The organism is Trichlorobacter ammonificans, assembly GCF_933509905.1.
Taxonomy (GTDB): domain Bacteria; phylum Desulfobacterota; class Desulfuromonadia; order Geobacterales; family Pseudopelobacteraceae; genus Trichlorobacter; species Trichlorobacter ammonificans.
Genome location: NZ_OW150024.1, coordinates 345,793 through 367,314, shown reverse-complemented (window position 1 = coordinate 367,314; position 21,522 = coordinate 345,793). Strand labels below are relative to the sequence as shown.

At 64.0% G+C, this 21,522-nt stretch carries 20 protein-coding genes and 1 riboswitch; of the genes, 17 read left to right on the top strand and 3 right to left on the bottom strand.

Annotated features, from left to right (window positions below):
• Nucleotides 1–75: 75 nt before the first annotated feature.
• The 14 genes from RAK07_RS01545 (at nt 76) to RAK07_RS01480 (ending at nt 15,666) form a co-directional block, all read left to right on the top strand.
• The gene (locus RAK07_RS01545) at nt 76–1,656 is read left to right on the top strand and encodes a DNA translocase FtsK (protein WP_309550383.1); all 1,581 of its coding nucleotides are present in this window, start codon (nt 76–78) and stop codon (nt 1,654–1,656) included.
• Between the two features lie 9 nt (nt 1,657–1,665).
• Nucleotides 1,666–2,445: a carbon-nitrogen family hydrolase gene (locus tag RAK07_RS01540; RefSeq protein WP_305731102.1), complete on the top strand. Its 780-nt coding sequence runs from the start codon at nt 1,666–1,668 to the stop codon at nt 2,443–2,445.
• A gap of 90 nt (nt 2,446–2,535) precedes the next feature.
• Nucleotides 2,536–3,222 (top strand): protein TolQ, encoded by a 687-nt coding sequence (tolQ, locus tag RAK07_RS01535; RefSeq protein ID WP_305731101.1) that lies wholly within the window; start codon nt 2,536–2,538, stop codon nt 3,220–3,222.
• 9 nt (nt 3,223–3,231) lie between these two features.
• Nucleotides 3,232–3,645, top strand: coding sequence for a protein TolR (tolR, locus tag RAK07_RS01530; protein ID WP_305731100.1), 414 nt, complete (start codon nt 3,232–3,234; stop codon nt 3,643–3,645).
• A gap of 3 nt (nt 3,646–3,648) precedes the next feature.
• Entirely contained in the window at nt 3,649–4,389 is a 741-nt protein-coding gene (locus tag RAK07_RS01525) for an energy transducer TonB (protein WP_305731099.1), read from the top strand.
• Complete coding sequence (gene tolB, locus RAK07_RS01520; protein WP_305731098.1) at nt 4,386–5,678, top strand: Tol-Pal system beta propeller repeat protein TolB; 1,293 nt, start codon at nt 4,386–4,388, stop codon at nt 5,676–5,678. The genes RAK07_RS01525 and tolB overlap by 4 nt, the downstream gene beginning before the upstream one ends.
• A gap of 111 nt (nt 5,679–5,789) precedes the next feature.
• Entirely contained in the window at nt 5,790–6,356 is a 567-nt protein-coding gene (gene pal / locus RAK07_RS01515) for a peptidoglycan-associated lipoprotein Pal (protein WP_305731097.1), read from the top strand.
• Nucleotides 6,357–6,492: 136 nt separating this feature from the next.
• Entirely contained in the window at nt 6,493–7,836 is a 1,344-nt protein-coding gene (locus RAK07_RS01510) for a TolC family protein (RefSeq protein ID WP_305731096.1), read from the top strand.
• Nucleotides 7,836–8,963 carry an efflux RND transporter periplasmic adaptor subunit gene (locus RAK07_RS01505; RefSeq protein WP_305731095.1) on the top strand — a complete coding sequence of 376 codons (1,128 nt, stop codon included), beginning with the start codon at nt 7,836–7,838 and terminating at the stop codon, nt 8,961–8,963. The genes RAK07_RS01510 and RAK07_RS01505 overlap by 1 nt, the downstream gene beginning before the upstream one ends.
• Nucleotides 8,960–9,271: a DUF2845 domain-containing protein gene (locus RAK07_RS01500; RefSeq protein WP_305731094.1), complete on the top strand. Its 312-nt coding sequence runs from the start codon at nt 8,960–8,962 to the stop codon at nt 9,269–9,271. Before RAK07_RS01505 ends, RAK07_RS01500 begins: the two co-directional genes overlap by 4 nt.
• Nucleotides 9,272–9,282: 11 nt before the next feature.
• On the top strand, nt 9,283–12,453 hold the full coding sequence (locus RAK07_RS01495) for an efflux RND transporter permease subunit (protein WP_305731093.1): 3,171 nt from the start codon (nt 9,283–9,285) through the stop codon (nt 12,451–12,453).
• A gap of 24 nt (nt 12,454–12,477) precedes the next feature.
• The gene (locus tag RAK07_RS01490; RefSeq protein WP_305731092.1) at nt 12,478–12,705 is read left to right on the top strand and encodes a YgaP family membrane protein; all 228 of its coding nucleotides are present in this window, start codon (nt 12,478–12,480) and stop codon (nt 12,703–12,705) included.
• A gap of 9 nt (nt 12,706–12,714) precedes the next feature.
• A complete protein-coding gene (locus tag RAK07_RS01485) occupies nt 12,715–13,542 on the top strand; it encodes an MBL fold metallo-hydrolase (protein WP_305731091.1) in 828 nt (275 codons plus the stop codon).
• A 270-nt stretch (nt 13,543–13,812) separates the two neighbouring features.
• Nucleotides 13,813–15,666 carry a phosphoenolpyruvate carboxykinase (GTP) gene (locus RAK07_RS01480; RefSeq protein ID WP_305731090.1) on the top strand — a complete coding sequence of 618 codons (1,854 nt, stop codon included), beginning with the start codon at nt 13,813–13,815 and terminating at the stop codon, nt 15,664–15,666.
• Nucleotides 15,667–15,809: 143 nt separating this feature from the next.
• On the opposite strand, the gene nikR is transcribed toward RAK07_RS01480, so the two are convergent.
• The 3 genes from nikR to thiD form a co-directional block, all read right to left on the bottom strand.
• Nucleotides 15,810–16,232, bottom strand: a complete 423-nt coding sequence (gene nikR / locus RAK07_RS01475; RefSeq protein ID WP_305731089.1) for a nickel-responsive transcriptional regulator NikR — start codon at nt 16,230–16,232, stop codon at nt 15,810–15,812.
• Between the two features lie 174 nt (nt 16,233–16,406).
• Nucleotides 16,407–17,696, bottom strand: coding sequence for a phosphomethylpyrimidine synthase ThiC (gene thiC / locus RAK07_RS01470; RefSeq protein ID WP_305731088.1), 1,290 nt, complete (start codon nt 17,694–17,696; stop codon nt 16,407–16,409).
• Nucleotides 17,693–19,168 (bottom strand): bifunctional hydroxymethylpyrimidine kinase/phosphomethylpyrimidine kinase, encoded by a 1,476-nt coding sequence (gene thiD, locus RAK07_RS01465; RefSeq protein WP_305733458.1) that lies wholly within the window; start codon nt 19,166–19,168, stop codon nt 17,693–17,695. Before thiD ends, thiC begins: the two co-directional genes overlap by 4 nt.
• 64 nt (nt 19,169–19,232) lie before the next feature.
• Nucleotides 19,233–19,334: riboswitch (TPP riboswitch) on the bottom strand.
• Nucleotides 19,335–19,397: 63 nt separating this feature from the next.
• Between thiD and alr the strand changes: the two genes are divergently transcribed.
• The 3 genes from alr (at nt 19,398) to RAK07_RS01450 (ending at nt 21,518) form a co-directional block, all read left to right on the top strand.
• Entirely contained in the window at nt 19,398–20,576 is a 1,179-nt protein-coding gene (gene alr, locus RAK07_RS01460; protein WP_374215751.1) for an alanine racemase, read from the top strand.
• 259 nt (nt 20,577–20,835) lie between these two features.
• The gene (locus RAK07_RS01455) at nt 20,836–21,198 is read left to right on the top strand and encodes a disulfide isomerase DsbC N-terminal domain-containing protein (protein WP_305731086.1); all 363 of its coding nucleotides are present in this window, start codon (nt 20,836–20,838) and stop codon (nt 21,196–21,198) included.
• 20 nt (nt 21,199–21,218) lie between these two features.
• Nucleotides 21,219–21,518: a hypothetical protein gene (locus RAK07_RS01450; protein ID WP_305731085.1), complete on the top strand. Its 300-nt coding sequence runs from the start codon at nt 21,219–21,221 to the stop codon at nt 21,516–21,518.
• The last annotated feature ends 4 nt before the right edge of the window (nt 21,519–21,522 follow it).

The following is a 21,522-nucleotide window of genomic DNA, read 5'->3' as shown; positions in this document are numbered from 1 at the left end:
CCCAACCTCTTCCGCAAGGAAAAGAAGAAGGAAGAGGCGGCCAAGGAAAAACCGGTACAGGAATCCTTCGATTTCATCAGGAGCGACGCCGGCTTCCATACCCCGCCGCTGTCGCTGCTGGACCAGCCCCCGGCCACGGAGCGCCGTATCGAACGGGACCTGCTGGAGATGAACGCCCGGCTGCTGGAAAAGAAGCTGCAGGATTTCGGCATCGACGGCGAGGTGAAGGAGATCTGTCCCGGCCCGGTGATCACCATGTACGAGTTCGCCCCGGCGCCGGGGATCAAGATCAGCCGCATCGCCGGCCTCTCCGACGACCTGACCATGGCGCTGCAGGCCCTCTCCATCCGGATCGTGGCGCCGATCCCCGGCAAGGGGGTGGTGGGCATCGAGGTACCCAACCGGGAGCGGGAAACGGTTTTTCTGCGGGAAATCTTCACCTGCGAGGAGTTCCTGCAGAGCCGGATGAAGCTCCCCCTGGTGCTGGGCAAGGATATCGCCGGGCTGCCGCTGATCACCGATCTGGCCAAGGCGCCCCACCTGCTGGTGGCCGGCTCCACCGGCTCCGGCAAGTCGGTCTCGGTCAACACCATGATCCTGTCGCTGCTCTACACCGCCACCCCCCGCGATGTGCGTTTCATCATGGTGGACCCCAAGATGCTGGAGTTCTCCATGTACGAGGGGATTCCCCACCTGCTGCTGCCGGTGGTGACGGAGCCGAAGAAGGCTTCCCTGGCCCTGAAATGGGCGGTGAACGAGATGGAGCGCCGCTACCGCCTGCTGGCGGACAAGGGGGTGCGCAACATCGAATCCTACAACCGCAAGCTGGCCGCCGAGGAGGAAGAGCTGGCCGGCAACGGCGTCTCCGACGAGGAGATCATCGAGGAACTGGAAGAGATCGTGGAGGAGGGTGAGGCGCCGGACGCGGCGGACCCGCTCCCCTTCGTGGTGGATACGCCGGAGGAACTGGAGCACAGCCACCTCCCCTACATCGTGGTGATCGTGGACGAGCTGGCCGACTTGATGATGGTGGCGGGCCGCGAGGTGGAAGAGCATATCGCCCGTCTGGCCCAGAAGGCCCGGGCCGCCGGCATCCACCTGATCCTGGCCACCCAGCGTCCCTCGGTGGATGTGATCACCGGCCTGATCAAGGCCAACCTCCCCTCCCGCATCGCCTTCCAGGTCTCCTCCAAGGTGGACTCCCGCACCATCCTGGACTGCAACGGTGCCGAGGCCCTGCTGGGGATGGGGGACATGCTCTACCTGCCGCCGGGCACCGGCCGCCTGAAGCGGATCCACGGCGCCTTTGTCTCCGACGCCGAGGTGCAGCGGGTGGTTGATTTCCTGAAAAAACAGGGAAAGCCGGTCTACGACCAGTCAATCCTGACCATGAAAGAAAACGACGACAAGGGGACGCCAGAGGAGGAGGAGCTGGACGAACGCTGGGAGGATGCCCTGCGGTTGGTGGCGGAGACCCGCCAGGCCAGCATCTCCATGGTGCAGCGCCGTCTGCGCATCGGCTACAACCGGGCCGCCCGGATCATCGAGATGATGGAGCGGGAAGGGATGGTCGCCCCCGGCGACGGCACCAGCAAGCCGCGGGAAATTTACACCGACGTGATCAACGCCTACCTCAACTCCCAACTGACCCGCTAGGAGACAGCCATGCAGCAGATTATCGCCGCCGCCATCCAGTTCAACGTGCAGCAGGGAGACGTGGAGGCCAACCTGAGCCACGTCCGCGACGCCCTGGCCCGGGTGGCCGACCGGGGGGCGCAGCTGGCCGTACTGCCGGAGCTATGGTCCACCGGCTTCGCCTACCGCACCCTCACCGAACTGGCCCAGCGGACCGATGCGGTGGTGGCGGAACTGCAGGAGCTGTCCGTGCGCCACAATCTGGTGATCGTGGGGAGCCAGCCGGAGCCGGCCGGCGACAACCGGGTGTTCAACACCATTCATGTCATTGACCGCGGCCGGATCGCCGCCACCTACCGCAAGCTGCATCTCTTCTCCCTGCTGGGGGAAGACACGGCGTTCAAGGGGGGAGAGCGCTGGTGCCTGGCCGAGACCTCCCTGGGGAAGATCGGGGTGATCATCTGCTACGACCTGCGCTTTCCCGAGCTGTCCCGCCGCTTGGCCCTGGAGGGGGCGGACCTCATCTGCGTGCCGGCCCAGTGGCCCAAGCCGCGCCAGGAGCACTGGCGGACCCTGCTGCGGGCACGGGCCATAGAAAACCAGCTGCCGGTGGTGGCGGCCAACGCCTGCGGCCTGATCGGCAAGCTGGATTTTTTCGGCATGAGCATGGTGATCGACCATTGCGGCGAGGTGCTGGCCGATGCCGGGGAGCGACCCGGCGAAGTGCTGGCCACCCTGGACCGGCAGGCCATGACGGCCTGGCGGGCCCAGATCCCCTGCTTTGCCGATCGCCGGCCGGATCTCTACTGACAACCTGCTGTAACCACTGTTTTTCTTGACGCATCCCGTGGGAGAGGCTACCCTTTTGCCTCTCTTTACTTTTTCAGGAGGTACGTACTCGTGAGTTTCGAACTGTTCTTCACCGGCACCGGCCTGGTGGTCAAAGGGGTTCTGCTGCTGCTGATTCTGTTCTCCGTGGTTTCCTGGGGCATCATCATGTTCAAGATGTACCAGATCCACAAGGCGTTCAGCGAATCGGGGCGCTTCATGGACTTTTTCTGGAAGACCAAACGCTTTGACGCCATCGCCTCCCAAGCCGACCGTTTTGCCAGTTCCCCCCTGGTGGCACTGTTCAACGAGGGGTACAGCGAGCTGAAACAGGTGATGGAGACGGGCGACACCCGCACCGAGCAGGGCGGCGCCATCAGCACCGACCTGGGGGGGATCGCCAACGTTTCCCGCGCCCTGCGCCGCGCCACCAACCTGGAGGTGACCCGCCTGGAGAAATACACCACCTTCCTGGCCACCACCGGCTCCACCTCCCCCTTCATCGGCCTGTTCGGCACGGTCTGGGGAATCATGGTCGCCTTCATCGGTATCGGCAAGACCGGCTCCGCCTCCCTGGCCGTGGTGGCCCCCGGCATCGCCGAGGCGCTGATCGCCACCGCCATCGGCCTGGTGGCCGCCATCCCGGCGGTCATGGCCTACAACCACTTCCAGCACAAGATCCGGGTGCTGGTAAAGGAGATGGACAGTTTTTCCACCGAGTTTCTCAACATCGTCCAGCGCAATATCGCCGGGAAGTAGGAGGGAGCCATGGCAATGGGCGGTAACGACGACGAACGGGGCATGATGGCGCAGATCAACGTCACCCCGCTGGTGGACGTCATGCTGGTGCTGCTGGTGATCTTCATGGTCACGGCGCCGATGATGCAGCAGGGGGTGCAGGTGAACCTGCCCAAGGCGGATACCAAGGGGATGAGTGCCCAGGAGGATACGGTAATCGTCAGCGTCGACAGGACGGGACGAACCTTCATCAACAAGGACGAGGTGCCGGCCGGCGACCTGCGGCGCAAGCTGGCCGAACTGTTCGCCACCCGCGCCAAGAAAGAGGTCTTTCTGAAGGCCGATGCCGGTGTGCCGTACGGTGAGGTGGTGCGGGCCATGGCCGACATCAAGGGGGCCGGTATCGAGCGCCTGGGGATGGTGACGGAGCCTCCCCACCAGTAGGCCATGCAGCGCGTACATCCCGCCAGAGACTCCCGCTTTGCCGTCAGCATGACGCTGTCGCTGCTCTTGCACGCCGTCCTGTTCACCGCCCTGATCTGGTGGCAGCAGGTGACTGCGGACCCGGGGCCGGTCCAGACCACGTATTACGTTGATGTGGTCAACCTGCCGGTGGCCGATCCCCGTGCCGGCAGCCCCCTGCAGAGCGCCAGCAGCGAGGAGGTGGCCCCGCCACCGCCCGAACCGGCCGCCATCGCCACACCCACACCCACGCCACCCGCCCCCCGTGTACCGGCACAACGTCAGGCAGCAGCGCGGGCCGACGTGGGCACCTTCGACCAGCGGCTGGCGAAGCTGCAGAGCATCGCCGACTCCCGCCGGCAGGCCCAACGACTGGAGGAACTGCGGGCAAAGGTGGCTGCAGGGGGCCGCAGCGGCATGCCCAAGGGGACCGGTACCGAAGCGGGCAGCGATTATACCGCCTACCTGCACTCCCGCCTCAAGGACGCTTTCCGGGAAACCATCAGCTACCAGAGCACGGCGCCATTCGTGGCGGTGCGGCTCACCATCGACGGCACCGGCAAACTGCTCCGTTCGCGGTTTGAAAAGAGCAGCAACGACAAGATGTTCGAGCTTTCGGTCCGCCGGGCCATCAGTCTGGCCGAGCCGTCTTTCGGCCCTCCCCCGGGTCGCAGCCAGTACGAGGGGGTGTTTGTGTTCAGACCGGAAGGAGTTGTGCAGCAATGAAATGGTGTATCCGTCTGTTCGGGGTGTTGGCGATCTGCTGGTGCATGGTATCCGTACCCGACGCCGCCCCCCCCGTTGAAGTAACGGCATCCGGCAACCGTCAGTTGAAAATGGCCGTGGTTCCCCCGCAACCGGCAGGCTCAACCATCCGTCACGAATTGGCCGACGAAGCAGCCGAGGTGATCGGGTTCGACCTGACCATGTCCGGCCTGGTCGCCACGGAACGGCGCAGTGCCGCCCCCCAGGAAGGGGGACTGGCCCTCTCCCGCATCGACTTCATCCCCTGGCTTTCGGCGGGCTTCGATCTGCTGGTGCTGGGAGAGTACGAGCTGCGTGGCGACGAGTTGACCCTTGAATTCCGCCTTTTCGATGTGGTCGGCAAGAAGCAGCTGGCCGTCAAGCGCTACCTGGGCAAGGAAAAGGATCTGCGCCGCTTCACCCACGCCTTTAGCGATGAAATCCTGTTGACCCTTACCGGTACCGCCGGTCCCTTCAGCTCCCGGGTCGTCTACGTCTCCAGCCAGAGTGGCAGCAAGGAAATCTGGCTGATGGACTGGGACGGCCGCAACCCCCAGCAGTTGACCCGCAACCGCTCCATCACCCTCTCTCCCGATGTGGCGCCGGATGGTCGCGAAATCATCTTCACCTCCTACAAGCGGGGTAATCCCGACCTGTACAAACGCGCCTTCGCCAGTACCGTGGAGGTGCCGGTTTCCACCCGCCCCGGCCTGAACATCACCGGTGCCTGGTCACCGGACGGCACGAAGATCGCCCTGGGACTCTCCAAGGATGGCAATACCGAGATCTATACCATCAACCGCGACGGCTCCGCCCCGCAGCGCCTGACCGTCACCCATGCCGCCAACGTCTCGCCGGCCTGGTCGCCGGACGGCACCAGAATCGCCTTTGTCTCCGACCGCCTGGGCAAGCCGCAAATCTATGTCATGGACGCCGACGGCGGCAACCTGCAGCGCATCTCCCCCAACGGCAGCTACAGTGTCAACCCGGCCTGGTCGCCGGACGGCACGAAGATCGCCTATACCCGCTCCGCCGGCGGTTATCAGATTTTTGTCGCCACCGCCGACGGCAACGACCATGTCCAGTTGACCACGGAAGGAAACAACGAACGCCCCCGCTGGTCCCCCGACGGTCGCCTGATCGTCTTCAGTTCCCGTCGCGGCGGGAACGAAGCGATCTATGTCATGCGCGCCGACGGCAGCGGCCAGACCAGGGTCAGCACCACTGGCGGCAGCAATACCCATCCGGTCTGGACACCGCGACCGCGATGATTTTTTCGGAATCGGTTGCAAAAGATCGCCGGGGGTGTATAATCCATCCACATTTTGCCTATTCGGGCTCTTGCAAGCCGTAGAATGAACTGCACACAAAAGGAGGCAGCAATGCGCAACGGATTCAGAGGAATGGTTGTAGCTCTTGGTGTGGTGGCCCTGATGGCCGCGGGTTGTGCCAAGGATGAAGTCGTCAAGAAAGACGAACCGGTTGTTCAACAGCAGACGGTTGCTCCCCAGCCGGCGCCGCAGCCGGTACCGCAACCGGAGCCGCCCAAGCCGGAGCCGCCCAAAGCGGAGCCGAAGATGGAAGAAGGCACGGGAGCCAAGGCTTCCGAGGCGATCTCCCTTGAAACCGTCTACTTCGACTTCGACAAGTCGGATCTGCGCAAGGACACCCTTGATGTTCTCGCCAAGAACGCAGAAGCCCTGCTGAAGAAGGACGCCAGTGCCAAGATCAAGATCGAAGGTCACTGCGACGAGCGCGGTACCGACGAGTACAACCTGGCCCTGGGCGACCGCCGCGCCAAGTCCGCCGCCAGCCACCTGATCAAGCTGGGCGTTGCCGCCGACCGGATCTCCACCATCAGCTACGGCAAGGAGAAGCCCGCCGTTCAGGGTCATGACGAAGCCGCCTGGTCCAAAAACCGCCGCGCCGAATTCGTTATCGTCAAGTAAGTCTTCGCCATACCGCTTCGCTTCACCCCTCACCGGTGTCGGACCAGTTCCGACACCGGTGTTTTTTTCCCCGCCCCCTTGACAAGTATATTTTTTCCTATATATAAAATTTAATATATTTACCGGAGTAAGATAGATGGCACACATCCTGATCATACTCGCGGCACTGCTGCCGCTCGCCTGCACGCCGGCAGACGCGGGCGAACTGCAGGCCCTGACGCTGCACGAGGCGATTGTCCGCGGCCTGGAGCGCAACAACCGGGTCATCGCCTCCGGTCACCAGGCAGCGGCAGCCCGGATTGCGGCAACGGCGGCCGGGCGGCACTACCTGCCGACGGTGCATCTGGAGGAAACCTGGTCGCGTTCGAACCTGCCGGTGGCCACCTTCATGATGAAGCTGAACCAGGGCCGCTTTCAAAACCGGGATTTCGATGTCGCGCGTCTGAACAACCCGGCGCCGGTCAGCGATTTCCGGACCGCACTGACCCTGGAGCAGCCGCTGCTGACGCCGTCCGCTCCGGGTACCGCAGCCATGGCACGTGAGGAGGCGCAGAGCCGGGAAGCGCTGACGGAACAGACCCGTCAGCAGGTCGCCTTCACTATCTTCCGGCTCTACCTGGAGGTACACAAGGCCAAGTCCCACCGTGCCGCACTGGAAACAGCCCTGACCGAGGCGCGGGAACGACGGCGCCAGGCGGCGGTCAGGATTGCCGCCGGTCTGGGGCTGGCTTCGGACGAACTGCGCGCCGCGACCCACTTGGCTGCCCTGGAACAACGCCGGATTTCGGCTGATCACGCCCTGGTGCTGGCCCGCATGCAGCTTGCCCTGGCAACCGGCGGCAGCCCCGGCGATGAGGTTGACACCGCGGAAACGGCCCGCCTGCGGCAACCCGACCGATCACTGGCCAACCTGCTGACAACGGCGCGGCAGATGCGGCCGGACCTGCAATCGGCCGAACGGGAGCGGGAACGGGCCGAGGCGGCCCTGCGCCGGGCACGGAGCGGATTCCTGCCTACCGTCAGCGCCTTCGGCTCCTGGCAGATGCACGATACCGCCACTCCCTTCGGTAGGGACCAGGATGCCTGGATGGCGGGAGTTTCGCTGCGCTGGAACCTGTTCGACGGCCTGCGTACCATCCACGGGGTCGGCCAGGCCCGTGCGGAGCGGGCGGCGGCAACGGAGCTGCTGGTCGGCCAGGAGAACGAGGTGGGCTACCAGGTGCACGAAGCCTGGCTGCGTCGGATCGAGGCGCAACAACGCGTCGAGGTCGCCCGTTCCGCCGTCAGCGCTGCGGCCGAGACCGTGCGGCTGCTGGCGAAACGGTTCGACAACGCCCTGGCCACCATGGTCGAGGTGCTGGATGCCCAGAACGTCCTCGACCAGGCACGGGCGGCGGTTGTGGAGAGCGAGGCGGAACTGCATCTGGCCACCGGCCGTCTCTACCATGTCGCCGGACTCTTCCTGAAGGAGGTGCTGTGATGCGTCGTCATGCCGGATACCCGCTGTGTGTCGCTGCTGTCCTGCTGGCACTGGCCGGCTGCAGCACGGAGCAGCGATCTGCAGCGCCGCAGCCGCCCGCCATCCGGGGGCTCTCCCTGGAGACAGTGCGACAGGTGGAAGAAGCGGACAGTCTGGAGGTGAGCGGCACGGTCAGATCCCGCACCAGTGCCCAGGTTTCGGCCCGTATCCCCGGCACGGTGAGCATGCTCTCCGTCAGCGAGGGAGACCGGGTGCGCGCCGGTCAACTGCTGGGCATGCTTGAATCCCGCGAACAGGCGGCCCAGGCCGTCGGCGCCGTCGCCGCCCTGGATGAAGCCCAGCGCGCCCTGGACGAAGCCCGTGCGCGCCGGACCCTGGCCGATGCCACCTTCGAACGGTTTACGAAGCTGTATGAGGAGCAGGCCCTGACCCGCCAGGAGTTTGAAACCCGCCAGACCGAACGTGAACTGGCTCACCAGGCCGTTGCCCGGGCCGAAGCCCGCCTGCGCCAGAGCCGCGAACAGGCGGCAGCCGCCGGTGCCGTGGCCGACTACCGCCGGCTCGTCGCCCCGATCAGCGGGATTGTCACCGCCCGCCAGGTTTCCCTCGGCGCCACGGTGTTCCCGGGGCAGCCGCTGCTGGTCATTGACGACGAGGCCGCCTACCGGCTGGAGCTGGCCATCCCCGAATCCCAGTCCCGGAGCATCCGTGTCGGCAGCAGGGTCACCATGGCCTTCGACGCCCTCGGCACAACCGCCGAAGGACGCATCAGCGAGATCGTGCCGGCCGGCGATCCGGCCAGCCGCACGGTGCTCGCCCGGGTCCCCCTGCGACACGACGCTGTGAGAAGCGGCATGTTTGGCCGCGGCAGCGTGGTCCTGTCCACGACCACGCCGATCATCAGCCTTCCCCGCACGGCGGTTTTCGAGCGCGGTTCCCTGACGGGGGTCTGGGTGGTGGAGAAGGATGACCTGCTGCGGATGCGCCTGGTGAAAACCGGACGTATCCGGAATGACCGTATCGAAATTCTTGCCGGTCTCGCCACGGGTGAGCGGATTGTCGCCACCGGCCTTGCAAAGGTCGTGGAAGGTGGCCGCTTCATCCCATCATCAGGAGGTACCCCATGATCAAAACCGTACTGTGTGCCGCTGTCCTGTCCCTGTGCACTGCCGGCGTCGCCGCTGCCGACAATTTCCGCTGTCCCAACGGCGCCATCGTCTCCACCGGGGACACGCAGTCCATCGTCGCCATCAAATGCGATCCGCCCACAGCAAAGGTCAGCCGCATGGAGAGCGAGGCGGGACGCCGGGGCGCCACCATTCTGATGACTGTGGAAGAGTGGACCTACAATGAGGGCCCGGACCGGCTGGTCCACATCCTCGTTTTCCGCAACGGCATCCTGACACAGGTCCAGACCGGCGGCTACGGCAAGTAAGGGGACAGGTCATGACCCTGGGTCCGGCGGGCAGGATCGCCCGCGCCTTCATCTCCTCGAAATTGACGCCGCTCCTGGTGGTGGCCTCCCTGTTGCTGGGACTCTTCGCCGTGAAGATGACCCCCCGCGAGGAAGAACCCCAGATCAGCGTGCCGATGATCGACCTCTACCTCCCCCTGCCCGGCTCCTCGCCGCTGGAGGTCCAGGAACGGGTGGTGAAACCGTTTGAGGCGGTCCTCTGGGAGATCAGCGGCGTTGAATATCTCTACTCCATGAGTCGTCCCGGCATGGGACTGATCACGGTCCGCTTCAAGGTGGGCGAGAACATGGAGGAATCGCTGGTCAAGCTGTACAACAAGGTGATGAGCAGCCGGCCCCTGCTTCCCCCCGGGGCCGGAGAACCCCTGGTGCAGGCCACCTCCATCGACGACGTGCCGATCCTGACCCTGACCCTCTGGTCGGCGCGCTACGACCACGGCATGCTGCGCCGGGTGGCCCGCGAACTGGCTGATGAGCTTCAGAAAACCGAGAATGTCGCCAAGGTGGAACTGACCGGCGGGGTGACCCGCCAGGTGCGGGTGCAGCTTGACCCGCTGCGTCTTGCCGGCTACGCGCTTTCACCCCAGCAGGTGGCGGGCGCCCTGCGCGGCGGCAACGCTTCCCTGCCGGCCGGCAGCTCTACCACGCGAAACCGGGAGGTACTGGTGGATGCCGGCGCGTTCCTGACAAGCGCCGACGCCGTGGGACGAACCGTGGTGGCGGCCCGCAACGGCAAACCGGTCTATCTGAGCGACGTGGCCCGGATCGATGACACAACCGGCGAGCCGGACACCTATGTCTTCATGGGAATAGCCCGGGAGGAATATCCCGCCGTCACCATCGCCCTGGCCAAGCGCAAGGGGGCCAACGCCACCCTGGTTGCCGACGAACTGCTCAGGAAGGTGGAGTTCCTGAAGGGGCGGCTGCTCCCCGCCGACATCCAGGTCACGGTCACCCGCAACTACGGCGAAACCGCCGGCGAGAAAAACAACGAGCTGCTCTTCCACATGTTTCTGGCCGCCATCTCGGTCACCATCCTGATCGCCCTGTTCATGGGCTGGCGGGCCGGCGCCGTGGCGGCCGTGGCCATTCCGGTCACCCTGGCCCTGACCATGCTGATCTTCTACCTGATCGGCTACACCCTGAACCGGATCACCCTGTTCGCGCTCATCTTCTCCATCGGCATCCTGGTGGACGACGCCATCGTGGTGGTGGAAAACGTCCACCGCTACTTCACCACCACGGTGATGGAGCCGTTGGAGGCGGCGATTCGGGCGGTGGACGAAATCGGCAATCCCACGGTACTGGCAACCTTCGCCGTCATCGCCTCCATCCTGCCGATGGGGTTCGTCAGCGGCCTGATGGGGCCCTACATGCGTCCCATTCCGGTGGGAGCCAGCATGGCCATGCTGCTCTCCATGGTCATCGCCTTCACCGTGACCCCCTATTTCGCCTACCGCCTGATGAAGGGGGTCCACCACAACGCCGAGGGGGAGGAGTCGCGGCTCACCGTCTTTTACCGCACCTGGATGGGCAGATTGCTGCACGATGTCCGGCTGCGCGGCGTCTTTCTCGGGCTGGTGGCACTTTTGCTGGTGCTCTCCTGCTCCCTGCTCTATTTCGGGGCAGTGACGGTGAAGATGCTCCCCTTCGACAACAAGAACGAGCTGCAGGTCATTATCGACGCCCCCGAGGGGACCCCGCTGGAGCAGACCGCCCGGATCGGCCGGGAGATGGGGGAACTGCTGCGCAGCGTGCCGGAGGTAACCAACTACCAGCTCTACATCGGCACCGCCGCGCCGTTCAACTTCAACGGCCTGGTGCGCCACTACTTCCTGCGCCGGGGGCCGCACCTGGCCGACATCCAGGTGAACCTGCGCCACAAGGGGGAACGCTCGGCCCAGTCCCACGAGATCGCCACCCGGATCAGGCCGCTGCTGAAGGCGGTGGCCGACCGCCATGGTGCCCGGGTCAAGGTGGCGGAGATCCCTCCGGGCCCGCCGGTGCTGGCCACCCTGGTGGCGGAGATTTACGGCCCCGACGACGGAGTGCGCGTGGCGACCGCCGACCGGGTGCGGCAGATTTTTCAACAGACCGACGGCGTGGTGGACGTGGACTGGTACCGTGAATCCGACCAGCCCAAGGTGACCTTTGCCGTTGACCGGGAGAAGGCGGCCCTGGCCGGCATCAGCACGGCGGAGGTGGCCACGGCACTCCGCATCGCCCTGGCCGGCGAACAGGCGGGGATCGTCCACCTGCCGGGGGAAAAGGAGCCGGTTGCCGTCACCCTGCGCCTGCCGGTGGAGAGACGCAGTTCCGTGCATGACCTGGCGGCCCTGCACCTGCCGGGGCAAAACGGCGGCGTCCCCCTGTCCCAACTGGTACGCACCCTGCACGGCAGCGAGGAGAAGACCCTCTACCGCAAGAACCTGAAGAACGTGATCTACGTCACCGGCGACGTGGCCGGCCGGATCGAGGCGCCGGTCTACGCCATCCTCGCCATGCAGCAGCAGATCGCCGCCCTGCCCACCCCGGACGGCGGCGGGATCGAAATCCTGGCCTCCCGTCAGCCCTGGTCGGAGGAACGGGTCGGCATGAAATGGGACGGAGAATGGCACATCACCTACGAGGTGTTCCGGGACCTGGGGATCGCCTTTGCCGCCGTGATGGTGCTGATCTACATCCTGGTGGTGGCCTGGTTCAAGGACTTCACCACCCCGCTGGTCATCATGGCACCGATTCCGCTGACCCTGATCGGCATCCTGCCGGGCCATGCCGTGTTCGGCGCCTTTTTCACCGCCACCTCCATGATCGGCTTCATTGCCCTGGCCGGCATCATCGTGCGCAACTCCATCATCCTGATCGATTTCGCGGAAATGAAGCGCCGGGAGGGAATGCCGCTTGACCGGGCCATCATCGAGGCCGGGGCGGTCCGCTTCCGGCCGATGCTGCTCACCGGCGCCGCCGTGGTGGTGGGCAGCTTCGTCATCGTCTTCGACCCGATCTTCCAGGGGCTGGCCATTGCCCTGATGTGCGGCGAAATCGCCTCGACCCTGTTGTCGCGCATGACCGTGCCGATCCTGTACTACCTGGTGGAGAACTGGAAAGAGCGGCATCAACCCGCAGCACCCGAAACACCGTGACCATTTCACCAAGGAGAAGATGAGATGAGAGAACCGTTCTACATCGAGCGTATCGTCCGGATCGTTGCCGGCAGCTTCGTGCTGCTTTCGTTGCTGCTGGCCCATATGCACAGCCAGAACTGGCTCTGGTTCACCGGCTTCGTTGGCTTGAACCTGTTCCAGTCCGGCTTCACCCAGTTCTGTCCCCTCTTCACCATCCTGGAGAAGCTGGGGGTGCCCCGTTTTCCCGGCAGTTCTTGCTGCCCGAAATAGGGACGAACCATGAACTACCGTATCACCATCCTCTGCGAAAACTCGGTGGGACCGGTCTCCGGCACCCTGGGGGAGCACGGTTTCAGCGCCCTGATCGAGTGGGAGAGCGGCGGGTTGCTTTTCGATACCGGCCAGGGACTGACCCTGCTGCACAACGCTCAGAGAATGAACAAAAACCTGCACCGGGTCGAACGAGTGGCCCTCTCCCACGGCCACTACGACCACAGCGGCGGCCTGCTGCCGCTACTCAGGAATTGCGGTCCGAAGCAGGTGTTCGCCCACCCGGACGTCTTCGCGCCCCGCTATCGGGTCAACGACCGGAAGGAGGCCCTCGCCATCGGCATGCCGTACCCGCGGGATCACCTGGAGGGTCATGGGGCCTGCTTCAACCTGTCCGACCGTTTCCGCGAGATCGCTCCCGGCATCTTCCTGACCGGGCAGATCCCCCGGAATAACGCTGCCCCCGCCGACGCCGGACTCTCCGCCGACCCGGCGGGAACCGTGCCGGACCCGTTCAGCGATGACCAGTCGTTGCTGCTGCGCACCCCGGCGGGAACGGTCGTGATCCTGGGCTGCTGTCACGCCGGTCTCTCCGCCACCCTGCGCCGGGCCGTCGAGCTGACCGACGATGACCGGATCGTTGCCGTGGTCGGGGGGACGCACCTGGGGTTCTGCAGTGAGCAGCATCTGGAGGCAACGCTGACTGAATGCAGCCTCTTCAGGGTACAACGCTGGTACCCGGCCCACTGCACCGGCCTGAAGGCGCTGCTCCGGCTGCAACAGCGTTTCCCCGGCGCCGTGCTTCCCGCCCAGGTGGGAACCGGCTTTACCTGCTGAGTCCCGCTCCCCCTGGTTTAATCAACCGATTGTTTATTATGCCTAAAAACCAGCTCCCCTTCTCCCGGCTTTTAGGACAAAAACGGCTTTCAGTCGCTATTCCCTTTCGTTTTCATGGCCGATGTGCTATTAAGTAGCGCTAAATTCTGCAGCGGGAGAGCAACCGGCAGCAGTTGATACGCAACCGTGTTCTATCTCCTGAAATATGGTCAATGACCGGTCGATACCTGGCCGGTCGGACGCTTTATTATTTATGTGCAAGGGGGATTTATGGCAGCGCAGATGACGCAGAACAGGGAATTGTTGAAATGGGTCGAAGAGACTGTTGCACTGTGTGAACCGAGCAATGTCTACTGGTGCGACGGTTCTCAGGAGGAATATGACCGGATGTGCGAGCTGCTGGTACAAAGCGGCACCTTCAAAAAGCTGAATCCTGAAAAGCGCCCGAACAGCTACCTCGCCTGGTCGGACCCGATCGACGTCGCCCGCGTGGAAGACCGCACCTTCATCTGCAGCACCTCCAAGCAGGACGCCGGCCCCACCAACAACTGGGTGAACCCCAAGGAGATGAAGGAAACCCTTAAAGGCCTGTTCAAGGGCTGCATGAAGGGGCGCACCATGTACGTGATTCCCTTCAGCATGGGGCCGCTGGGCTCCCCCATCGCCAAGATCGGCATCGAGATCACCGATTCCCCCTACGTGGTGGTCAACATGCGGATCATGACCCGCATGGGCAAGAAAGTCCTGGAAGTGCTGGGCAACGGCGAGTTTGTACCCTGCCTGCACTCGGTAGGTGCTCCCCTTGAGCCGGGTCAGCAGGACGTCCCCTGGCCCTGCAACAAGGAAAAGTACATCGTCCATTTCCCCGAAGAGCGTGCCATCTGGTCCTTCGGCAGCGGCTACGGCGGCAACGCCCTGCTGGGCAAGAAGTGCCTGGCCCTGCGCATCGCCTCAAAGCAGGGCAAGGACGAGGGCTGGCTGGCCGAGCACATGCTGATCCTGGGGGTTGAAGCTCCCACCGGCGAGAAGACCTATGTTGGCGCCGCCTTCCCCAGCGCCTGCGGCAAGACCAACTTTGCCATGCTGATTCCGCCCAAGCCTTTCCAGGAAAAGGGCTGGAAAGTAACCACCATCGGCGACGACATCGCCTGGATCAAGCCGGGGCCGGACGGACAGATCTACGCCATCAACCCCGAGTACGGCTACTTCGGCGTGGCGCCGGGCACCAACTACGACACCAACCCCAACGCCATGACTTCCTGCGAGAAGAACTCCATCTTCACCAACGTTGCCCTCACCGAAGACGGTGACGTCTGGTGGGAGGGGATGACCAAGGAACCGCCGGCAAAACTGATCGACTGGCAGGGGAACGAGTGGACGCCGGGCTGCGGCCGGCCGGCCGCCCATCCCAACGCCCGCTTCACCTCTCCGGCATCCCAGTGCCCCTGCATTGATCCCGAGTGGGAGAATCCCCGGGGGGTACCGATGAGCGCCTTCATCTTCGGCGGCCGTCGCAAGGATACCGTTCCTCTGGTCTACCAGGCCTTCAACTGGAACTACGGCGTCTACCTGGCCGCCACCCTGGGATCGGAAACCACTGCCGCCGCCGTGGGAGCCACCGGCAACGTCCGCCGCGACCCCTTTGCCATGCTTCCCTTCTGCGGCTATCACATGGCCGACTATTTTGCCCACTGGCTGCAGTTCGGCCGCAGTATCCCAAAGCCGCCCCGGATTTTCAGCGTCAACTGGTTCCGCAAGGATGCCAACGGAAAGTTCATCTGGCCCGGTTATGGCGAGAACATGCGGGTGCTCAAGTGGATCGTGGAGCGGGTGCAGGGCAAGGCCGGTTCCGTCGAATCCCCCCTGGGGTGGATGCCCCGGTTCGAGGACATGGACTGGGAAGGGCTGGAGATGAACCGCGAGAAGTACAACGAACTGATGTCCGTTGACCGGGACGTCTGGCAGCAGGAAGTCCTTTCCCACGAAGAGCTGTTTATCAAGATGTACGACCGGCTGCCCAAGGAGTTCCTGCATACCCGGGAACTGATTCTCTCCTCCCTCTGGCGCTCTCCCGAGCACTGGGAGCAGATCGGCGACGTGCATCCCGAAGGCTGGAACGAATAGAATCCCACTGGCTTCGCTCAACCGGACGGCCGGTCCCTCACGGGACCGGCCGTTTTCGTTTCGTATGTCATAGGGACGGGCGGATACCAGGGAGGGCGGCGCACGGAGCGGAGTGAACGCCGCGCACTGAAAGCGGAATGAAATCAGTGGTGATGTTCGGCGTTGGCCGTGGTCATGAACAGCCTGCCATGCTTGACCCCCTTGACGCCGATCAGTTCGTCGGCGATACGGGTGATCGCTGCGGAGGTGCCGCGCAGAATCAGAACTTCCAGGCAGTTGTGGGCATCCAGGTGAACGTGCAGGGCGGACACCACCTGATGGTGGTGCTGATGCTGGTGCTCGGTCAGCTTGTCGGACAGGTCGCGGACGTGATGGTTGTAAACCAGGGTGACGGTGCCCACCATCTCCTCGTCCCCGCTCTCCTGCTTTTCCTCCACAATGGCGGCGCGGATCAGGTCGCGGATCGCCTCGGAACGGTTCTGATACCCCTTGCGGATCAGCAGGCGGTCGAAACTCTCCAGCAGGTCGCTGTCGATCGAGATGCCGAATCGAGTGGTGTCACCCATATCTGATACTCCCCAGCAGGACAAAGCGTAATGAAAAAAGAAACGTCAAAGGCGATGGCACGCGGATAACATCTGTTTTTTGCGGATTCCCGCGGATTTCAAGCCTATACAACGGGATAAAAATCTGCGTAAATCCGCTTAATCCGCATTATCCGCATGCCATGGTGCTTCTCTCTACTTCTTCAGCGCTTCATCCATCACCTTATACGCGCAAAACGCCCCGCACATGGTGCAGGCACCGTGGTCGGACACCGGCGAATTGGCCCGGTACTCCCGCGCCCGGTCCGGGTCCAGGGCCTGGGCGAACTGCCCGTCCCAGTCCAGCTTTTTCCGTGCCCGGGCCATGGCGATATCCTTGTCCATGGCCCCCGGTACCCCCTTGGCCACGTCGGCGGCATGGGCGGCGATGCGGGACGCCACCACGCCGACGCGCACATCCTCGATCTCCGGCAAAGCCAGGTGCTCGGAGGGAGTGACGTAGCAGAGGAAGTCGGCGCCGGCAGCTCCGGCAATGGCGCCGCCGATGGCGCAGGTGATATGGTCGTACCCCGGCGCGATGTCGGTGACCAGCGGCCCCAGTACATAGAACGGCGCACCGTGGCAGAGCCGCTTCTGCAGCTGGATATTGGTCTGGATCTGGTTCAGCGGCACATGGCCCGGCCCTTCGATCATCACCTGCACCCCGGCATCCCAGGCCCGCTGGGTCAACTCCCCCAGGATGATCAGCTCATGAATCTGGGCCCGGTCGGTGGCGTCGGCCAGGCAGCCGGGACGGAAGCCATCCCCCAGGGAGAGGGTGATGTCGTACTCCTTCACGATCTCCAGCAGGCGGTCGAAGTTCTCGAACAGCGGATTTTCCCGGTTGTTGTGCAGCATCCACTCGATGGTGAAGGCGCCGCCGCGGGAGACCACATCCATGATCCGCCCTTCGTTCTTCATCCGCTCCACCGTGGAACGGGTGACGCCGCAATGGACGGTGATGAAGTCCACCCCGTCGTCGGCATGCTTGATGATCCCCTTGAAGATGTCGTCAACGGTCATCTCCACCATGGCCTTCTTGTGAATCCGCACCGTGTCGGTGGCTGCCTGGTAGAGCGGCACCGAACCGATGCAGGCCGTGGTTTCGGCCACGATGGCCCGCCGGATCTCGTCCACCGGGCCGCCGGTGGAAAGATCCATGATGGCGTCGGCCCCGTATTTCACCGCCACCCGTGCCTTTTCCAGCTCCTTGGTGATGTCGGTGTCGTCGGCGGAGGTGCCGATGTTGGCGTTGACCTTGGTGCGCAGGCCGGCCCCCACCGGCAGCGGTACGCCGTGCTGGTGAGTCTTGTCGTTGTGGCAGATGATGACGGTTCCCTTGGCGATACCGGCCCGGATGAACTCGGCGTCAACCCCTTCGGCAGCCGCTGCGGTCTTCATTTTTTCGGTGATGATCCCCTTGCGGGCGTATTCCAGTTGGGTCATTGGTCTGATTCCTTTGCTGCAAGATAGTGATTTACCGGCCCGTGTCCCTTGCCCAGGGGACGGGCCAGGCGGATGGCCTGGCTGATGAATGTCTTCGCCCGGTGGACCGCTTCGACGAGGGGTTCGCCGCGGGCCAGAAAGGTGGCGATGGCCGATGCGAAGGTGCAGCCGGTGCCGTGGGTGGCGCTGGTAAAAATCCGTTCGGCACTGAAACGGTGCACGCTGGTACCGTCGAAAAGAATATCCACCGCCGCGCCGGCGGCCAAGTGTCCCCCCTTGACCAGCACGTTGGCGGCCCCCAGGGCGTGAAGGTCGCGGGCGGCCTGCTCCATCTCCCCTTCGGTCTGGATGCGCCGGGAAAGCAGCCGTTCCGCTTCCGGCAGGTTGGGGGTCAAAAGGTAGGAGCGGGGAACCAGCTCCCGGACGAAACTCTGTACCGCATCCGGCTCCAACAGATGCGCTCCGCCCTTTGCTACCATCACCGGGTCCACCACCAGCGGAAAGAGCCGGGACTGTTCGGCGAGATACTCGGCCAGCAGCTCAATGATGGCCGGCGTGTGCAGCATGCCGGTTTTGATCACATCAATGGGCAGGTCGGACAGCACCGCCGCCAGTTGCTCACGGACAAAGCTGGGAGGCAGGCCGTGTACCGCACTGACGCCGCGCGTATTCTGGGCGGTGAGCGCGGTCAGCACGCTGGCGCCGTAACTGCCCAGCAGGGTAATGGTCTTGAGGTCGGCCTGGATGCCGGCACCACCGCCGGAGTCGCTGCCGGCCACGGTCAGCACGCCGCCGCGGGGAAGGGGGGCAATCCTGTTGAACAACAGGCGCAGCTCAGCCACCGCATAGTCGGGCCGTGGTGCGGAAAGTACCGCCGAGATTACCGCCACCGCGTTGGCACCGGCGTCGATCACCCGGCAGGCATTGGCCGGAGTGATGCCGCCGATGGCCACGATCGGCAGTCGTACCCGCTCCCGCACGGCGGCCAGACCGCTGGTGCCCGGCATCCGGGTGACCTCCTTGCTGCCGGTGGGATACATGGCACCGAACCCCAGATAGTCGGCACCGTCGGCCTCGGCACGCAGTGCCTCCTCAACGGTGTGGGTGGAAACTCCCACCAGCTTGCCCGGCCCAAGGAGCTGCCGGGCGGCCACCGGACTGCCGTCCTCCTGCCCCAGGTGGACACCGTCGGCATCAAGCTCCTGTGCCAGAGCGGCATCATCGTTGACGATAAAGAGAACCTTCCGGGCAGCGCACAGTTCTTTCAGCGCCCGCCCCTCCGCTAACGTCTCCTCCCGTGGCTTCTCCTTGGGACGGTACTGCAGCACGGAAACACCACCGGCAAGAGCCTGCTCCACCCGGGGCAACAGGTTCGGGTGCCGGTCCGTAACCAGGTAGACCCCGGCGATGGCCGTACCGCCGGGCTGTCGTTCCGTGTTGACCACCAATCTCAGGTGCGACGTTGACATCAGGCGTTCTCCGCTGAAAACAAAAAACCGCTCTGCAGGGAAGCAGGGCGGTGAAAAGGTGACGCCTCGGGCGCCGCAGCCACTTTCCTCCGCCGGCATTATCCGGTTCAGGTACGAGGGGTTCAGCAGCATGCTGTCTCAGCCGGAAACGGCTCCCCCAGGGCTTGCATCTCTGGGAGAACCATACTGGAAACGTCTGCTTCCGTCAACAGCTTTACAGCCCTTCCCCGGCATGGTAGGTTTCCGTAACCACTACGGACTGCTCAGGAGTCAGCTCGTGTTTGACAGCCGCCCCACCTTTGCCGAGATCAGTCTTGCCGCCCTGCGGGAAAACTACGCCACCATCCGGGCATCGGTTCCCGCCCGCGCCGCCATCCTGGCCGTTGTCAAGGCCGACGCCTACGGACACGGCTTTCTGGAAATCTGCCGGGAGCTGGAACGCCAAGGTGTGGATGCCTTTGGTGTCGCCTTCCTGGCCGAGGCGATCCAGCTGCGCAAGAGCGGCATTGATAAACCGATCCTGCTGCTGGGGGGTATTTACCCCGGCCAGGAAAAGAAGTGCGTCGGCTTCAACATCTCCACCACGGTCTTCTCTCTGGAACAGGCCCGGGCCCTGGACACCGCCGCAGGCCGACTCTACCGCAAGGCGCTGGTGCACCTGAAGGTGGACACCGGCATGGGACGGCTGGGTATTTCCTACGACCAGGTGCCGGCCTTGCTGGACTCGCTGAAACTGCTGCCCAACCTCTATCTCGAGGGGGTGGTGTCGCACTTCGCCTCTGCCGACGAACTGGACGAATCGGGCCAGTACTTTACCCGCCTCCAGGCGGAACGGTTCGAATGGGTGGTGCAGCAGATCCGGCGGGCGAAATTTTCTCCCCGCTACCTGCACATCGCCAACAGTGCCGGTGCTCTGCTCAAGGATTATCCCTTCTGCAACCTGGTGCGACCCGGCATCGCCCTCTACGGCGCCCTGCCTTCCGACGACTTCCGGGGGCGCCTTTCCCTGCGGCCGGTGATGCGCCTGAAAAGCAAAATCGCCATGCTGAAATGGGTGGAGCCGGGCACCAGCATCAGCTACGGTCGCCGTTTCACCGCCCCTCGCCGGACGCTGGTCGCCAGCGTGCCGGTGGGCTATGCCGACGGTTATCCGCGGGCACTGACCAACAAGGGTGAGGCACTGGTACGGGGGGAGCGGGCAACGGTCACCGGCACGGTCTGCATGGACTGGATCATGCTGGATGTGACCGACATCCCCGGTGTCAGCGTCGGCGACGAAGTGGTACTGATGGGGGAGGACCGCCAGGGGAACAGCATCCTGGCGGAGGAGCTGGCCAGCCGTGCCGGCACCATCCCGTACGAAATCCTGTGCGGCATCAGCAAGCGGGTTCCCCGGGTCTACGTGCCCTGAGGTACCCACGCTGGGCGGCCAGCGACAGCGCAAAAGTTGCGGTGCAGCCCGATCCTTCCGGGCACAAGTATGCAAACTTTGCATACCAATTCACAGCAATCCGAAATACCCACACAATATCAACACATTAAACACGCCATCCCTCCGGCACATCCTGTGCATACACAAAACAGACCAGCTCGTGCAGACACAACACGCCCAGCGGCTCACCCAAGCTGGATGACGCCTGCGCCGCCGGACACCACAGGAGTTGATGCATATGCCCGGAAGTCTCCCTGACCGATTCCGCCTCTTCCTGCCGGCCCTGCTGGTCGTGGCAACAGCCGCCCTTGCGTCCCCTCCCCCCGCCGGAGCCCAGCGGGTCCCGGCGGGCCACGACTGTACGACCTGCCACACACTGAGCAGCCAAGAGGCTGCCGCACTGATCAAACCGTTGAACCTGACCGTGAAGACGGTGCGGCACTCACCGGTTGCCGGCCTGTTCGAGGTTGTGGCTGAACGTGACGGCAGGGAGGGGATCATCTACGTCGACTACGCAAAAAAACTGCTGATGCAGGGAGTAATCGTCGACGCAGGACAGCTGCGTCCGACGGTTCCGCCGGAAACGAGCACCACCCCATGACACTGTACAGGAGCATCTCCATGCGTATCGTGATCCTTGCACTGGCCTCCCTGCTGATCATGGACGCCGCACCGGCAAACGCCGCCACGACCCGGCACGTCTACCAGAGCGGCGTTGTCGCCTCCATCGGCAACAACCAGATCACCATCGGAGACGAGGCCTACCAGTTACGGCCGGAGGTGACGGTTGTGCTGATCGTACGGGAAGCGAACGGTGCCTTCTACCAACGAAAAGGGCGGCTTTCCGACGTTTCCACCGGCAAGAAGGTACATCTGAAAACGCGGGGCAGGATGGTCTATGAAATTGAGGTGGAGAGGTGACGTC

Excerpts from the sequence above, each read along its gene's own strand:
- RAK07_RS01540 (WP_305731102.1), top strand. The coding sequence starts at position 1,666 with ATGCAGCAGATTATCGCCGCCGCCATCCAGTTCAACGTGCAGCAGGGA.
- tolR (WP_305731100.1), top strand. The coding sequence starts at position 3,232 with ATGGCAATGGGCGGTAACGACGACGAACGGGGCATGATGGCGCAGATC.
- RAK07_RS01525 (WP_305731099.1), top strand. The coding sequence starts at position 3,649 with ATGCAGCGCGTACATCCCGCCAGAGACTCCCGCTTTGCCGTCAGCATG.
- tolB (WP_305731098.1), top strand. The coding sequence starts at position 4,386 with ATGAAATGGTGTATCCGTCTGTTCGGGGTGTTGGCGATCTGCTGGTGC.
- pal (WP_305731097.1), top strand. The coding sequence starts at position 5,790 with ATGCGCAACGGATTCAGAGGAATGGTTGTAGCTCTTGGTGTGGTGGCC.
- RAK07_RS01510 (WP_305731096.1), top strand. The coding sequence starts at position 6,493 with ATGGCACACATCCTGATCATACTCGCGGCACTGCTGCCGCTCGCCTGC.
- RAK07_RS01505 (WP_305731095.1), top strand. The coding sequence starts at position 7,836 with ATGCGTCGTCATGCCGGATACCCGCTGTGTGTCGCTGCTGTCCTGCTG.
- RAK07_RS01500 (WP_305731094.1), top strand. The coding sequence starts at position 8,960 with ATGATCAAAACCGTACTGTGTGCCGCTGTCCTGTCCCTGTGCACTGCC.
- RAK07_RS01495 (WP_305731093.1), top strand. The coding sequence starts at position 9,283 with ATGACCCTGGGTCCGGCGGGCAGGATCGCCCGCGCCTTCATCTCCTCG.
- RAK07_RS01490 (WP_305731092.1), top strand. The coding sequence starts at position 12,478 with ATGAGAGAACCGTTCTACATCGAGCGTATCGTCCGGATCGTTGCCGGC.
- RAK07_RS01485 (WP_305731091.1), top strand. The coding sequence starts at position 12,715 with ATGAACTACCGTATCACCATCCTCTGCGAAAACTCGGTGGGACCGGTC.
- RAK07_RS01480 (WP_305731090.1), top strand. The coding sequence starts at position 13,813 with ATGGCAGCGCAGATGACGCAGAACAGGGAATTGTTGAAATGGGTCGAA.
- nikR (WP_305731089.1), bottom strand. The coding sequence starts at position 16,232 with ATGGGTGACACCACTCGATTCGGCATCTCGATCGACAGCGACCTGCTG.
- thiC (WP_305731088.1), bottom strand. The coding sequence starts at position 17,696 with ATGACCCAACTGGAATACGCCCGCAAGGGGATCATCACCGAAAAAATG.
- alr (WP_374215751.1), top strand. The coding sequence starts at position 19,398 with ATGGTAGGTTTCCGTAACCACTACGGACTGCTCAGGAGTCAGCTCGTG.
- RAK07_RS01455 (WP_305731086.1), top strand. The coding sequence starts at position 20,836 with ATGCCCGGAAGTCTCCCTGACCGATTCCGCCTCTTCCTGCCGGCCCTG.
- RAK07_RS01450 (WP_305731085.1), top strand. The coding sequence starts at position 21,219 with ATGCGTATCGTGATCCTTGCACTGGCCTCCCTGCTGATCATGGACGCC.